Consider the following 13,439-nt stretch of genomic DNA (forward strand, 5'->3'; position numbering starts at 1 on the left):
CTCCTACGCTCGCTGGTCGGACGGCCCGTCCAGGGCCGCCAGGAAGGGGGCGCGGGACGCCCCGAGGAAGGCACCGTCCACGGGCACCTGGAACGATCCGGGTGCGGCGCCGAGGATGCGCTCGACCGCCGAGGTCAAGGAGGCGATCCCGCGCAGCAGGGTGTCCACCCAGGCCTCCTCGGTCGTCGTGGCCAGAGCCCGGTCGAACATCCGTCCGCCGGCCTCGATCCAGATCGACAGCACCAGATCGGTGGTCGCCTCCGGGTCGTCGACCGCGAGCGAACCGTCGGCCGTGCCTCGCTCGACCAGGGGGAGGAAGACCTCCCGCATCCGCCCGGCCCATTCGTCGAAGAGCTGGTAACGCAGCGGAAGATTCTCCCGCTTGTACAACAACGGGACGAAGGCGTACGCGTCGGTCACGTGACCGGTCTTCCAGGTCGTCGCGCCCAGCATCAGCGCACGGAAGCGCTCCAGTCCGCTGCCCGTCAGCCGACTCGCAGTGGCCTCCAGCTCGACGAACAGCGCATCGACGTAGCGCCCGACCAGAGCGAGGAGCAGATCCTGCTTGGAGGCGAAGTAGTAGTAGAAGGTCCCCTTGGCGACCGACGCCTCGCGGGTCAACTGCTCGATCGAGAGCGCCTCGAACCCCACCTCGGCACACAGCCCCAGGGCGACGTCGAGCAGCTGCTCGCGCCGTTCCTCCGGTGCCTTGGAAACCCTCACCACGAGGAAAAGAATAGAGCTGACTGACCGTCAGTCAAGTAGGTCCTGACGACTTCTTCACACGGTCGTACGTCCCGTTCCTCACACCACCGGTCACCCCGAATCGACCCCGCCGACGCGCCGGGTGGGTCACTGTGGATCCATGGCTCCCGCAACACTGACCTTCCTCGGCGCGGCCGGCACGGTCACCGGCTCCAAATTCCTGCTCACCCTCGACGGACGGCGCATCCTCGTCGACGCCGGCATGTACCAAGGGGAGAAGCACTGGCGCTCGATGAACTGGGCGCCGTTCCCGGTGGATCCGGCCGACATCGACGACGTGGTGCTCACCCACGCCCACATGGACCACTGCGGCTACCTGCCGCGCCTGGTCAAGGAGGGGTTCACCGGAGACGTCTGGGCCACCGAGGGCACCGCAGCGCTGGCCGAGATCGTGCTGCGGGACGCGGCCTACCTCCAGGAGCGCGATGCCGAGCACGCCGCCCGGTACGGCTACTCCAAGCACCGGCCCGCCCTGCCGCTCTACACCGAGGACGACGTCCGCGAGACGCTCACCCACCTGCGGCAGGTGGCGTACGACACCGACGTCGATCTGGGCCACGGCGTCCGGTGCCGGTGGACCCGGGCCGGGCACATCCTCGGTTCGGCGAGCGTCCGGGTGTCGACCGACCGTACGGCGGTCCTCTTCTCCGGCGACATCGGGCGCCATGACCACCCGGTGCTGCGGGCCCGCGACATCCCGCCGGGCGCCCCGTTCGTGGTCGTCGAGTCGACGTACGGCGACCGGGAGCACCCCGAGCCCGACCGGCCGCACGAGGAGTTCGCGGCCGCGATCCGCGACACCGTCGCCCGGGGTGGGAAGGTGTTGATCCCGGCCTTCGCGGTGGATCGTACGGAGGTGGTGCTGAAGACCATCGGGGAGATGCAGCAGGACGGACGGATCCCGACGGTGCCGCTCTACGTCAACAGCCCGATGGCGCTCAACGCCCTGCGGGTCTACCGCTCCCCCGTCCATCGCGCCGAGCTGCGCCCGGATCTGGACGTCGAGGAGTTCCTCGGGCTGCCGAACGTCCACGAGACGCCCGATGCGGACAGTTCGAGGGAGCTCAGTGAGCTGCGCGGCCCGGCGATCATCATCTCCTCGTCGGGGATGGCCACCGGCGGCCGAGTGCTGCACCACCTGGAGGACATGCTCCCCGACCCGCGCAACACGGTGATCCTCACCGGCTACCAGGCCACCGGCACCCGTGGCCGCAGCCTGGAGGAGGGCGCCCGGGAGCTGAAGCTGCACGGGCGCTACATCCCGGTGCGGGCCCAGATCGTGCGGGATGCCGAGTTCTCCGTGCACGCCGACGCCACCGACCTGGTCGACTGGCTGCGCGACCTCGACCGGGTGCCGGAGACGGTGTTCGTCGTGCACGGTGAGCCGGACGCGGCCGCGGCGCTGCACGGACGGATCGCCGACGAACTCGGCTGGACCTCCGCGGTGGCCCGGTACGGCGAAGTGGTGATCGTCGAGCCGCGCACCGGCCGGGACCGCTGAGCGGACGCTCAGCGGGTCTGGCCAGTGTCATGGGCCACTGCAAGGATGGCCCCATGAGCGAGAACACGATTCCACCGGGTCGCCCCATCTGGATCGACCTCACCACCACCGACATCGACAAGGCCCGCGCGTTCTACGGGGACGTCTTCGGCTGGACCTTCGAGGACCAGGGCGCCGACTTCGGCAACTACAACATGATCAAGTCCGGGGATGCCTTCATCGGCGGCATGATGGGCCGGGTGCCCGACATGCCGGCCGGGCCGGACGTCTGGACGGTCTACCTGCACACCCCCGACGCGCAGGCCACCTGTGACAAGGCCACCGCCCACGGCGGCAGCGTGATGGTCCCGCCGATGCAGGTCGGCGGCTCCGGCACGATGGGCGTCATCGTCGACTCGGCGCAGTGCGCCACCGGATTCTGGCAGCCCGGCGACTTCGGCGGCACCGAACGGATGGCCGTGGCCGGTGCGCCGTGCTGGTTCGAGATCTTCACCCCGGCGTACGCCACCAGCCTCGACTTCTACCGCGACGTCTTCGCCTGGACCATCGCCCCGATGAGCGACACCGACGACTTCCGCTACGCCACCGACGGCGCGGACGATGCCGCTGCGGCCGGGATCATGGAGGCGACCTTCCTCGGCGACGGCCCCGGCTTCTGGCGGACCTACCTCGGTGCCGTCGACGTCGACGCCACCGCCGCCAGCATCGTCGCGGCCGGCGGCACGGTGGTCGAGGCACCGCAGGACTCGCCGTACGGCCGCTTCGCCGTCGTCACCGACGACCAGGGCGCCGGCTTCCTGATCGTCCAGGCCCCGGCGGCCTGACCGTCCGGACCAGCGACTGTCACCCGGCCCGGAGCACCGCCACGGTGTTCCGGGCCGTCGCGTCGTCGACCACCAGATCGGTCACCACCCCGGCGCGCAGCGCCCCGACCAGGGCCCGACTCTTCCCCGGAGAACCGACGACGCACAGCCGATGCGGCACGACCGCCAGCTCCTCGGGCGTCATGCCGGACGCCCGACGGTTGATCGGGATCTCCGCCCACGAACCGTCCTGACGCAGCATCACCGTGCACACGTCGCCCACCACGCCGTCGGCCGCGAGGCCGGCGATCTCCTCACCCGACAGGTAGCCGCCGGCATAGACGTGCGAGGCGACCTGCCCGGAGAGCGAGCCCACGCTGAAGACGGCGAGGTCCATCCGGCGGCGCAGGTCGAGCATCCGGCGGACGAACCGTTCCCGCCACAGCACCTCGCGGGTTTCCGCCTCGTCGAAGAACGCCGGCACGGGGAACTGCACCACGCGCTCCCCCAGCGCTCGTCCGGCATCCTGCAGGATCATCCCGGCGTACGGGATGCCGGAGGTGGACGGATTGGCCGCGCCGTTGATCTGGACGATCGTCGCGCACGCCTGCGGGACCGGCTCGAGCTGGTGGACCACCTGCTCCAGCGTCGTGCCCCAGGCGATCCCGATCACCGGATCGACCGCCTCCGCCGCGTACGCCGCCAGACGTTGCGCGGCCGCGCTGGCCACCAGCCGCAGGCGCTCGACGTCCCCGACGAGGTCGGGCACCGGGATGACGTGCACCTCGATCCCGAACATCCCGGCCAGCACGTCGCCGGCCGCGGTGTGCTGCTCGGGGCGGACCAGACTGATCCGTACGACCCCCGTCTCCCGGGCATCCTTCAGCAGCCGCGACACGGTCGAGCGTGACGTCCGCAGCTGGCGCGCGACACTGTCCATCGTGGCGCCCTGCTCGTAGTAGAGCTCGGCCGCTCGGTACATCTCACTGACGCGATCTCCCACGGGACCACCCCCTCCTGCACATCCTTCCATCAAGGTTGCACGTCCGTCCACCCCGACGAACGATGGTGTCACCGCGGCACCGACGCACCGGAACCACCCGAGCGGCGACCGCGGTCCCAGGCGGACCGAACCACCGCGCCCGAGGGCACGGTCTCGCCGCATCAGTGTGGATGTCCAAGGAGCAGACATGGCCAGTAACCGGTTGACCCGCGAGTCGCGTCAGGCCGCCCTGGAGGCGATGGCGGACGGCGAAGGACTCGACGTCCTGGTGATCGGCGGCGGCGTCACCGGCGCCGGGATCGCCCTCGATGCCACCACCCGCGGCCTGCGCACCGGCATCGTCGAGGCGCGCGACTGGAGCCAGGGCACCTCGAGCCGATCCAGCAAACTCGTCCACGGCGGACTGCGCTACCTCTACCAGCTCGACTTCAAGCTGGTCGCCGAGGCACTCAAGGAGCGCGGTCTGCTGCTCACCACCATCGCCCCGCACCTGGTGAAGGCCCAGCCCTTCCTGTGGCCGCTGCGGACCCCGGTGATCGAGCGCGCCTACAGCGCGGTCGGCGTCGGCATGTACGACGCTCTCGCCGTGATCGGCGCCCACGGTCGTACGGTCCCGCTGCAGAAGCACTACTCCCGCAAGGGCGCCAAGCGGCTGTTCCCCGGCATCCGCGAGGACGCGCTGTGCGGGGCGATCCGCTTCTACGACGCCCGGGTCGACGACTCCCGGCTGGTCATCGACCTGGTCCGGACGGCCGCCGGCAACGGCGCACTCGCCGCCTCGCGCACCGAGCTCACCGAGCTCGTCAAGGACGCGGCCGGCCGGGTCGTGGGCGCCGTCCTCACCGACCTGGAGACCGGGACGACCCACACCGTCAAGACCCGCCAGGTGATCAACGCGACCGGTGTCTGGACCCAGCAGACCCAGCGCCTCGGTGGCAAGGGCGGCCTCAAGGTGCTCGCCTCCAAAGGCATCCACATCCTGGTCCCGCGGGACCGGATCGACGCCACCACCGGCATCTTCCTGCGCACCGAGAAGTCGGTGCTCTTCATCATCCCGTGGCAGCGCTACTGGGTGATCGGCACCACCGACACCGCCTGGCACGAAGACCTCGCCCACCCGGTCGCCACCAGCGCCGACATCGACTACATCCTCGCGCACGCCAACTCGGTGCTGGCCGAGCCGCTGACCCGTGACGACATCATCGGCACCTTCGCCGGCCTGCGGCCCCTGCTGCAGCCGGGCACGATGGACGAGTCGCAGTCGACGAAGATCTCCCGCGAGCACACCGTCACCCAGGTCGCCCCAGGCCTGGTGTCCATCGCCGGCGGCAAGCTGACCACCTACCGCGTGATGGCCGAGGACGCGGTCGACTTCGTCCTCGGCAAGGAGCGTGCCCGGCGGATGCCGTCGCGGACCACCACCACGCCGCTGGTCGGCGCGGAGGGTCTGGCCGACGTGGAGGCGCAGGCCGGCCGGATCGCCCAGGAGCACGGCTGGACCGCCGACCGCGTCGAACACCTGCTCGGCCGCTACGGCGCCGAGCTGCCGACCCTGCTGGCGATGATCGCCGACGATCCCTCGCTCGCCCGGCCACTGCCCGAGGCCGACGCCTACCTCGCGGCCGAAGTCGCCTTCGCCGTCACGCACGAGGGCGCGCTGCATCTGGAGGACATCGTCAACCATCGCGTACGCCTCGCGATGGAGACCCCGGACCGTGGGATCAGCGCCCTGCCGGCCATCGCGGCCGTCGCGGCCGACCAGCTCGGCTGGGACGACGCGACCCGCGAGCTGGAGATCGCCTCCTACGAACGCCAGGCCCGGGCCGAGCTGGAGGCCGAGCGCCGGGCGACCGACACCGATGCCGTCGCGGCCCGTCTCGAGGCGGACGACCTGCGTCCGGTCCGGCCCCTCGGGGTCGCCTGACCTCCGGACCCGAGGCTCACCGACTCTGACTCGGTCCGGTCCCGCGTGCCGATCAGTCCGGCCCGCTGACGGATCAGTCCGACCCGCTGACGGATCGGCCCGGTCTTGCATGCGGACCGGGCCGATCCCCCAGTCTTCGGATCCAGCGATCCGCCGACTCCCCGACCATTCCCCCGATGCCCCCACTCCGACCGGGCGCCCGGTCACCCCCCTCACTGCTCCAGGAGAAGCAATGCCGCTCTCTTCGATCTTCCTGTCCGAACTCGTCGGCACCGCCGCCCTCACCCTGTTGGGCTGCGGCGTCGTCGCCTCCCACGCACTGCCACACTCCAAAGGAAATGGCGGAGGGTGGGTGCTGATCACCTTCGGCTGGGGGCTCGCCGTGTTCGTCGGCGTGTACGCCGCCTTCGCCAGCGGCGGCCACCTCAATCCGGCGGTCACCCTCGGCCTGGCGATCGCCGGACGTGACCTCGCGCCCGGGGTCCCACCCACCGCAGCCGCCGTCGCCACCTACCTCGCCGCTCAGTTGACCGGCGCCTTCCTCGGCGCCGTCGCCTGCTGGCTCGTCTACCACGAGCACTTCAAGGAGGAGGCGCCCGCCGCGGACAAACTCGGCGTCTTCGCCACCGGTCCGGCGATCCGCCGCTACGGCTGGAACTTCGTCTCCGAGTTCATCGGCACCTTCGTCCTGGTCGGCTGGGTGCTGGTCTCGGGCAAGACTCCGGCGGAGCTCGGACCGCTGGCGGTCGCCTCGGTGGTGACCGTGATCGGCATGTCCCTCGGTGGGCCGACCGGCTACGCCATCAACCCCGTCCGTGACCTGGGTCCCCGACTCGCCCACGCGATCCTGCCGATCCCGGGCAAGGGTTCCAGCGACTGGGCCTACGCCTGGGTCCCGATCCTGGCACCCTTGGCAGGTGGCGCCGTCGCCGCGCTGACCATGCCCCTCATCCCCTCCCTCTGATATCCCCCACACCACCGGAAAGCACAGACATGAGCAACGACGCCCAGTACGTGATGGCCATCGACCAGGGAACCACGAGCTCCCGGGCGATCATCTTCGACCATGCCGGAGACATCGTCTCGGTCGGTCAGCTGGAGCACGAGCAGATCTTCCCCCGGCCGGGCTGGGTCGAGCACGACGCCCAGGAGATCTGGGCGAACGTCAACGAGGCGATCGGGCAGGCCCTCGCCAAGGCACAGGTCAACCGCCACCAGCTCGCCGCTGTCGGCATCACCAACCAGCGCGAGACCACGGTCGTCTGGGACCGGCACACCGGCGAGCCCGTCCACCACGCCATCGTCTGGCAGGACACCCGCACCCAGGAGATCTGCGACCGGCTCGCCGCCGATGGCGGGATCGAGCGCTACCGCTCCCGCACCGGCCTGCCGCTGTCGAGCTACTTCGCCGGCCCCAAGGTGACCTGGATCCTGGAGAACGTCCCCGGCGCCCGCGCACGCGCCGAGGCCGGCGACCTGTTGATGGGCACCATGGACACCTGGGTGCTGTGGAACCTGACCGGCGGCGTCGACGGCGGCGTCCACCTGACCGATGTCACCAACGCCTCCCGTACGCTCCTGATGGATCTGCGTACGCTGCAGTGGGACCCGCAGATCTGCGCCGACCTGGGCATCCCGATGTCGATGCTGCCGCAGATCCGGTCCTCCTCCGAGATCTACGGCGAGGGCCGTCCCAACGGCCTGCTGATCGACACCCCGATCGCCGGCATCCTCGGCGACCAGCAGGCGGCCACCTTCGGACAGGCCTGCTTCGAGAAGGGCAGTGCCAAGAACACGTACGGCACGGGGTGTTTCCTGTTGATGAACACCGGCACCGAGCCGGTCTTCAGCGACAACGGGCTGCTCACCACGGTCGGCTACAAGATCGGCGACCAGCCGACCCACTACGCACTCGAGGGGTCGATCGCGGTGGCCGGGTCGTTGGTCCAGTGGCTGCGCGACAACCTGCGGATGTTCGACAGCTCCGCCGAGGTGGAGAAGCTCGCCCTCGAGGTGGCGGACAACGGCGGCGCCTACATCGTGCCGGCCTTCTCCGGACTGTTCGCCCCGTACTGGCGGCCGGAGGCCCGCGGCGCGCTGGTCGGTCTGACCCGCTTCGTCAACCGCGGCCACATCGCCCGGGCGGTGCTGGAGTCGACGGCCTACCAGACCCGCGACGTGGTGCAGGCGATGTTCGCCGACTCCGGCGTGGAACTGACCTCGCTGAAGGTCGACGGCGGCATGGTCGCCAACGAGACGCTGATGCAGTTCCAGGCCGACATCCTCGGCGCCCCGGTGGTGCGGCCCCAGGTGGCCGAGACGACGGCCCTCGGCGCGGCGTACGCCGCCGGCATCGCGGTGGGCTACTGGGCCGGGGAGGACGACGTGGTCGCCAACTGGCAGCAGGGCTCCTGCTGGACCCCGTCGATGGATCCGGCCGAACGGGAGCGCCTCTACCGCTGCTGGCAGAAGGCGGTCACCCGCACCTTCGACTGGATCGACGAGGACACCCGGCAATGATCAGCCCGCGTTGATCGTGGCTTCCTTCACCGCGCTCTGCGGGGTCTGGTACTTGTCGATCAGCTTCTGGTAAGAACCGTCGGCGATCGCCGCCTGCAGGGCCTTCTGCACCGCGTCGCGCAGCTGGGTGTCGTCCTTGGGGACGGCGACGCCCAGCGGGCCGGCGATCACCTGCTGGCCGACGACCTCGAACTTCCCCTTGGACTGCTGGGTGTTGTAGACGGCGACCGGGTACTCCTGGATGCCGGCGACCGCCCGGCCCTGTTCGATCTGCAGCATGGCCTCCGACTCCCGGTCGAAGGCCATCACGGTGACCTTGCCCTTGCCCGCCTGCTCACACTTCGGCGACAACTCGGAGGTGACGTACTCCTCCTGGGTCGTGCCGCGCTGCAGCGAGATGGTCTTGCCACACAGGTCGTCGACCGAGGTCAGCCCGTTCGGGTTGCCGGCCTTGACGAACATGATCGATCCGGACAGGTAGTAGTCGACGAAGTCGACCTCCTTCTGGCGCGCCTTCGTGTCGCTCATCGACGAGATGGCGGCATCGAAGCGGCCCGACTGCAGCTGGGTGATCAGCCCGTCGAAGGTCGAGTTGTTGAAGACCACCGGCACGCCCAGCTTGGCGCCCAGCAGATCACCGATCTCCTTGTCGAAGCCGATCACGGTGGTGCCGTCGGTGTCGTAGTACTCCATCGGGGCGTACGCGATGTCGCTGCCGACCTGGATCGAGCCCTTGTCCTTGATCGCCTGCGGCAGCGACGCGTAGAGCGGTGCCGAGGTGTCGACCCCGCCCGCCCCGGCCGCCGGGGTGGCCGCGGCGCCCCCGGACCCGCCGCCGCACGCCGTCAGGGACGCCGCCGCGACGAGCGCGACGACCGGGGCCAGGAGGTGCCTGGAGATCTTCATGGAGGACCCTTCCGGGGGGACCGGGCGCAACCGCTACCCGATCACTTCCCGCTGTTGATGGCGGCTTCCGTCACCGCGGACTGCGGCGTGCCGTACGTGTCGAGAAGCTTCGCATACGACCCGTCCGTGATCACGGCCTGCAGGGCCTCCTTGAACGCGTCGCGCAGCTCGGGGTTGTCCTTGGAGACCGCGATGCCGAGCGGTGCGGCGGTCACCTGGTCGCCGACGGTCTCGTACTTGCCGCCCGACTGCTTGGCGCTGTAGACGGCCACCGGGTAGTCCTGTAGACCGGCGACGGCGCGGTCCTGCTGGATCTGCAACATCGCCTCGGACTCGTGGTCGAAGGCGAGCACGTTGACCTTGCCCTTGCCGGCCTGCTCGCACTTCGGCGTGAGCTCGTCGGTGACGTACGCGTCCTGGACCGTGCCGCGCTGCAGGGCGATGGTCTGCCCGCACAGGTCGTCGACGGACTTCAGCGCGTGCGGGTTGCCCGCCTTGACGATCATCACCGACCCGGACATGTAGTAGTCGACGAAGTCGACCTCCTTCTGGCGGTCCGGGGTGTCACTCATCGCGGTGATGGCGGTGTCGAAACGCTTCGAGTTGACCTGGGTGACCAGGCCGTCGAACGTCGAGTTGTTGTAGACGAACGGCACGCCCAGCTGCTTGGCGAGCAGGTCGCCGAGGTCCTTGTCGAAGCCGATCACCGTCTTGCCGTCGGCGTCGAAGTACTCCATCGGCGCGTACGCCGCGTCGGTGCCGACCTGGATCGACCCCTTGTCCTTCACCGACTGGGGAAGCTTCGCGTACAGCGGGGCCGACGTGTTCACCGTCGTCGGCGCCGAGGCAGCCGCCGGTGAGCCCGAGCCGGCGGCGGCGCCGTTGCCGCCACAGGCCGCCAGGCCACCGGCCAGGACGACCGCGGTCAGCGGCGCCAGTACGCGGGTGATCATCTTCATCGAGCAGGTCCTTTCGCAATCACGGGCCCCGCCGGACCCAGTACCCGGCGAATACTACAACTCACGTGCTTCGGGCCCCTCACCGGAGAGGGCCGGAGGTTGAGCCGAATCTGGCGGCTCAGCTCCGCTTGCCGCGGCCGACCCACGCAACGACGCCACGTGCGCCCGGCCGGGACTGCCGAGGGGTCAGATTCGGCTCACGCCCGAACGCCGACCGGGCCCGGAGCGCCGTGGATCCGTCCCCCGCCCACCCGGTGAATGAACAAGCGCCGGCGGACCCAGCCCTGCGGCGCTCGCCCCTGCCGCGCGACAGAGCTACTTATCACAGCACCTTCGACAGGAACGCCTGGGTCCGGGGCTCGCGCGGGTTGCCCAGCACGTCGGCGGGTCGTCCCTCCTCGACGATGACCCCGCCGTCCATGAAGGCCAAGTAGTCGCCGACCTCGCGGGCGAAGCCCATCTCGTGGGTGACGACGACCATCGTCATGCCGTCCTCGGCGAGCTGCTTCATCACACCGAGGACATCACCGACCAGCTCGGGGTCGAGCGCCGAGGTCGGCTCGTCGAAGAGCATCAGCTCCGGCTTCATCGCCAGCGCACGGGCGATCGCGACCCGCTGCTGCTGCCCGCCGGACAGCTTGCCCGGGTAGGCGTTCGCCTTGTCCGGCAGGCCGACCCGTTCCAGCAACTCCACCGCGGTGGCCCGGGCGGTGGCCGCCGGGACTCCCGCGACGTGGATCGGGGCCTCGCAGATGTTCTCCAGCACGGTCATGTGCGGGAACAGGTTGAACCGCTGGAAGACCATGCCGATGCCCTGGCGCTGTTCGGCGATCTCCTTGTCGCGCAACTCGTGGAGCTTCCCCTCCCGCTCCTTGTATCCGACCAGGTGGCCGCGCACCCGCAGGCTGCCGCCGTTGATCCGCTCCAGGTGGTTGATGCAGCGCAGGAAGGTCGACTTGCCCGACCCGGAGGGGCCGATCAGGACGGCCACCTCGCCGCGGGTCACCTTCATGTCGATGCCCTTGAGCACCTCCAGGGAGCCGAAGCGCTTCCGGACCCCGCGGGCCTCGACGATGATGTCCTGGCCGGCGGCGGTGCCGCCTGCTGCGTTGTGCTCGCTCATTCCTGCCTGCCGAACTTGAGGTTGCGCTTCACGGTGGCCAGCGGGCCGCCGTCCTGGCCGGACTCCTGGTCGGAGCGGTTGAAGTACCTCTCCAGGTAGTGCTGGGCGATCGAGAAGACGGTGGTGAGGATCAGGTACCAGGCCGAGACGGTGATCAGCATCTCGATCACCTGCAGGGTGTTGGAGTAGATCCGCACAGCTGCCTGCAGCAGTTCGAGGTACTGGATCGAGTAGGCCAGCGACGAGGTCTTCAGCATGTTGATGAACTCGTTGCCGGTCGGCGGGATGATCACCCGCATCGCCTGCGGCAGCACGATCCGCCGCATGGTGTGCGTACGTGACATGCCCAGGGCGCTGGCCGCTTCCATCTGGCCCTTGTCGACCGACTGGATGCCCGAGCGGACGATCTCGGCCATGTAGGCACCCTCGTTGATGCCCAGGCCCAGCAGCGCCGCCACGAACGGCGTCATCACGGCGTTCGTCTGGATCGACGTCCCCGGGATGTACTGGAAGACCAGCGAGAGGTTGTACCAGATCATCAGCTGGACCAGCACCGGAGTGCCACGGAACAGCCAGATGTAGAACTCCGCGACACCGCGGGTGACCCAGTTGTCCGACTGGCGCATCACCGCGACCAGGATGCCGAGCACGACACCGATGACCTGGGCGAGCACGCTGATCAGCAGCGTGTTGCCCATGCCCTTGAGCACCTGGCTCTGCAGGAAGTACTTGGGCGGCACGGTCCAGTCGATGCTGGCCTGGGAGAAGGCCCAGACGAGCAGGCCGAGCAGGACCAGGACCACGCCGGCGCCGACCCACCGCCACGGATGGCGGACCGGGACCGCGACGATGTCCCCGTTCACCGGGGGGCGGGTGCCCTCGGTGTTCACAGAGGTGCCAGCGTCGTCACCGGCACCCGGAGCAGTGGAGCCGGCCATGTCACTTGCCCGCGTTGATGGTGGCCTTGTCGATGGCGCCCTGCGGGGTGTCGTACTTCGCGATCAGCTGCTGGTACGACCCGTCGTCCATCACCTGCTGCACCGCCTGCTGCAGCACGTCGCGCAGCTCGGTGTCGGACTTGCGCACCGCGATGCCCAGCGGGTTGGCGATGACCTGCTCGCCGGCGGTCTCGTACGCCCCGTTGCCCTGCTTCACGTTGTACGCCGCGACCGGGTAGTCCTGCATGCCCGAGTCGGCGCGACCCTGCTTGACCTGCAGCATCGCCTGGGACTCGGTGTCGAAGGCCAGCAGGTTGATCTGCGGCTTGCCCGCGGCCTTGCACTGGTCCTGCAGGGTGGTCTGGATGTACTGGTCCTGGCTGGTGCCGCGCTGCACGGCGACCGTCTTGCCGCACAGATCCTCAACGGTCGCGATGGCCTTCGGATTGCCCTTCTGGACGAGCATCACCATGCCGGCGCGGTAGTAGTCGACGAAGTCGACCTCCTTCTGCCGCTCCGGGTTGTCGGTCATCGCGGAGATGATGGTGTCGAGCCGGTTCGAGGTGAGCTGGGTGATCAACCCGTCGAAGGTGGTGCCGTTCCAGACGAAGGGCACGCCGAGCTTCTGGGAGAGCAGGTCGCTGAGCTCCTTGTCGAAGCCGATCACCGTCTTGCCGTCGGTGTCGTAGTACTCCATCGGGGCGTACTCGATCGAGGCGCCGACCTGGATGGAGCCCTTGTCCTTGATCGCCTGGGGAAGCTTCGCGTAGAGCGGGGCGCTGGTGTTGACGGTGGTCGGTGCCGCCGCGGCAGGACTCCCGCTCGCCGCGGGGGTGCTCGAGCCACCGCCGCACGCGGCCAGCGTGCCGGCCACCGCCAGCGCGGCCGCCGCGGCGAACAGTCGTGCCATCTTCTTCATCGACTTTCCTTCCGTGGAACCATGCGTGAGCCCCCGCGGGTCTCCTCGCTCGGGACATGCTAGTGGACGCGTGTCACG

The 13,439-nt window shown here is 69.4% G+C and carries 12 protein-coding genes; 5 read left to right on the forward strand and 7 right to left on the reverse strand.

The genetic code is table 11. The annotated features are described in order from the left end of the window. Positions 1 to 3: 3 nt before the first annotated feature. Positions 4 to 723: a TetR/AcrR family transcriptional regulator gene (locus R0146_RS15120; RefSeq protein WP_317690680.1), complete on the reverse strand. Its 720-nt coding sequence runs from the start codon at positions 721 to 723 to the stop codon at positions 4 to 6. A 142-nt stretch (positions 724 to 865) separates the two neighbouring features. On the opposite strand from R0146_RS15120, the gene R0146_RS15125 reads away from it, so the two are divergent. Further along, positions 866 to 2,266, forward strand: coding sequence for an MBL fold metallo-hydrolase RNA specificity domain-containing protein (locus R0146_RS15125; RefSeq protein ID WP_317690681.1), 1,401 nt, complete (start codon positions 866 to 868; stop codon positions 2,264 to 2,266). 53 nt (positions 2,267 to 2,319) lie between these two features. Further along, on the forward strand, positions 2,320 to 3,090 hold the full coding sequence (locus R0146_RS15130) for a VOC family protein (RefSeq protein ID WP_317690682.1): 771 nt from the start codon (positions 2,320 to 2,322) through the stop codon (positions 3,088 to 3,090). A 19-nt stretch (positions 3,091 to 3,109) separates the two neighbouring features. Here R0146_RS15130 and R0146_RS15135 read toward each other — a convergent pair whose 3' ends face one another. Continuing rightward, complete coding sequence (locus R0146_RS15135) at positions 3,110 to 4,051, reverse strand: sugar-binding transcriptional regulator (RefSeq protein ID WP_317690683.1); 942 nt, start codon at positions 4,049 to 4,051, stop codon at positions 3,110 to 3,112. Between the two features lie 208 nt (positions 4,052 to 4,259). Here R0146_RS15135 and R0146_RS15140 point away from each other — a divergent pair, with 208 nt between their 5' ends. From R0146_RS15140 to glpK, 3 genes are all read left to right on the forward strand, one after another. After that, positions 4,260 to 5,996 carry a glycerol-3-phosphate dehydrogenase/oxidase gene (locus R0146_RS15140; RefSeq protein ID WP_317690684.1) on the forward strand — a complete coding sequence of 579 codons (1,737 nt, stop codon included), beginning with the start codon at positions 4,260 to 4,262 and terminating at the stop codon, positions 5,994 to 5,996. Between the two features lie 232 nt (positions 5,997 to 6,228). Further along, positions 6,229 to 6,960, forward strand: a complete 732-nt coding sequence (locus R0146_RS15145) for an MIP/aquaporin family protein (protein ID WP_317690685.1) — start codon at positions 6,229 to 6,231, stop codon at positions 6,958 to 6,960. A gap of 29 nt (positions 6,961 to 6,989) precedes the next feature. After that, positions 6,990 to 8,516, forward strand: coding sequence for a glycerol kinase GlpK (gene glpK, locus R0146_RS15150; protein WP_317690686.1), 1,527 nt, complete (start codon positions 6,990 to 6,992; stop codon positions 8,514 to 8,516). On the opposite strand, the gene R0146_RS15155 is transcribed toward glpK, so the two are convergent. The 5 genes from R0146_RS15155 to R0146_RS15175 form a co-directional block, all read right to left on the reverse strand. Beyond that, on the reverse strand, positions 8,517 to 9,422 hold the full coding sequence (locus R0146_RS15155) for an ABC transporter substrate-binding protein (protein WP_317690687.1): 906 nt from the start codon (positions 9,420 to 9,422) through the stop codon (positions 8,517 to 8,519). It abuts the gene before it with no gap. Between the two features lie 41 nt (positions 9,423 to 9,463). Continuing rightward, positions 9,464 to 10,381, reverse strand: a complete 918-nt coding sequence (locus tag R0146_RS15160) for an ABC transporter substrate-binding protein (protein ID WP_317690688.1) — start codon at positions 10,379 to 10,381, stop codon at positions 9,464 to 9,466. 322 nt (positions 10,382 to 10,703) lie between these two features. Beyond that, positions 10,704 to 11,504, reverse strand: a complete 801-nt coding sequence (locus R0146_RS15165; RefSeq protein ID WP_317690689.1) for an amino acid ABC transporter ATP-binding protein — start codon at positions 11,502 to 11,504, stop codon at positions 10,704 to 10,706. After that, on the reverse strand, positions 11,501 to 12,442 hold the full coding sequence (locus R0146_RS15170; protein ID WP_317690690.1) for an amino acid ABC transporter permease: 942 nt from the start codon (positions 12,440 to 12,442) through the stop codon (positions 11,501 to 11,503). The genes R0146_RS15165 and R0146_RS15170 overlap by 4 nt, the downstream gene beginning before the upstream one ends. A 1-nt stretch (position 12,443) precedes the next feature. Continuing rightward, complete coding sequence (locus tag R0146_RS15175; RefSeq protein ID WP_317690691.1) at positions 12,444 to 13,361, reverse strand: ABC transporter substrate-binding protein; 918 nt, start codon at positions 13,359 to 13,361, stop codon at positions 12,444 to 12,446. Positions 13,362 to 13,439: the final 78 nt, after the last annotated feature.

The sequence above is a fragment of the Raineyella sp. LH-20 genome (assembly GCF_033110965.1).
Classification (GTDB): domain Bacteria; phylum Actinomycetota; class Actinomycetes; order Propionibacteriales; family Propionibacteriaceae; genus Raineyella.